This window comes from Pseudomonas sp. Bc-h (genome assembly GCF_002080045.1).
GTDB lineage: Bacteria > Pseudomonadota > Gammaproteobacteria > Pseudomonadales > Pseudomonadaceae > Aquipseudomonas.
Genome location: NZ_MUIN01000030.1, coordinates 1 through 1161, shown reverse-complemented (window position 1 = coordinate 1161; position 1161 = coordinate 1). Strand labels below are relative to the sequence as shown.

At 45.3% G+C, this 1161-nt stretch carries 1 protein-coding gene; it reads right to left on the bottom strand.

The genetic code is table 11. From position 1 onward, the window contains the following. Positions 1-985: IS4 family transposase (locus BWR59_RS31685; RefSeq protein WP_081569605.1), on the bottom strand; the 985-nt coding region annotated here is incomplete at its 3' end. Between the last annotated feature and the right edge of the window lie 176 nt (positions 986-1161).

Sequence of the window (1161 nt, the reverse complement as noted above, 5' to 3'; positions counted from 1 at the left end):
CGATTTCCCAACGCTCGTGGTAAAGCCAGGCAAGGCTTTTGGCGTCTGCTTCGCGATGATCAGTTATCGTAGTTAAGAGCCTAAATACTTCATCCGATCCAGCGATTGTGTATTCGATCAATCGGGCTTCAATCTGCTTCTTTTCCCGTTTGAGAGTAACAAGATATGATTTGTCTGGAAGCATCTTTAAGATATTAACACCGACATCATCCTTGATACGCCAACACAATTCCGCATCGGTTGCAGCTGCATTGCACCACAGCTCAAAACTGAAGAAGCCTCTGTCCGCAAGTATGATCATCCCCTTCTTAAACATTGGAAGCAGAAGACTGGCCAGATATTTTTCGCTGTGCCGGGCTGTTTTATCCCAATCAGGATGCTCATTATTTTGAGCTTCTGTTCTCTTCTTGAACCATCCAAGCTCTGTAGCATAAATCACATGAGTTCCGCATTCTACAAGAGAAACCGCCCTTAACTTTGGATACCCTGCCTCTGCGCTATTTTGATTGGATGATTTACCAAAATACTCTCGATTGTCCTCAGTGTCAGGCAAGTCCACCAACGTCCCATCGATCGCATGTACACTCCATTTGCCAAAATGGGCACCCTTTGTTTCTGCCTTTGCAATTGGCTTAACTACTTGAGAGTAGATTTCCCTGAAAGGTTCGACACCCAGCCGCTGACGTCCTTGAGTGATAGCCGAAGTAGTTGTAACCTCCACTTTGTGAGGCCCATAAAGCCATTGAAGTCCATCCAGAAGACAGCGAACCACTTCCTTGTATGCAGCCTTTGGATAGAAAATCATCAACAACACATAATAAAAAAGAATGTAGTCTGGTAAGTCACGATCTCGTTGTCCTTCTCTGCCAGTTTTCTTGAGTGCAGCGCGAATTTTACTCTTAGGGAATGCTTTTCCAAGGACGCCTAACGATACGTGGTCGGTTGGGCGAATACCTCTGGGAAGCTCAGCAGGCGGACGTGGCATGAAACAACTCCTTCGTAGGCGATACCGTATATGATACCGGATGCGGTATCATATTTCAATCTGCAAAGGGTTATAGCAGCAAAGTTAGAATCAATATATGCTAACTTTGCTGCTATGATTTGTGGTCTTCACGGAAKGACCGTGGTGACTGCGTTCTGGCGCTAACTAATCAGTAT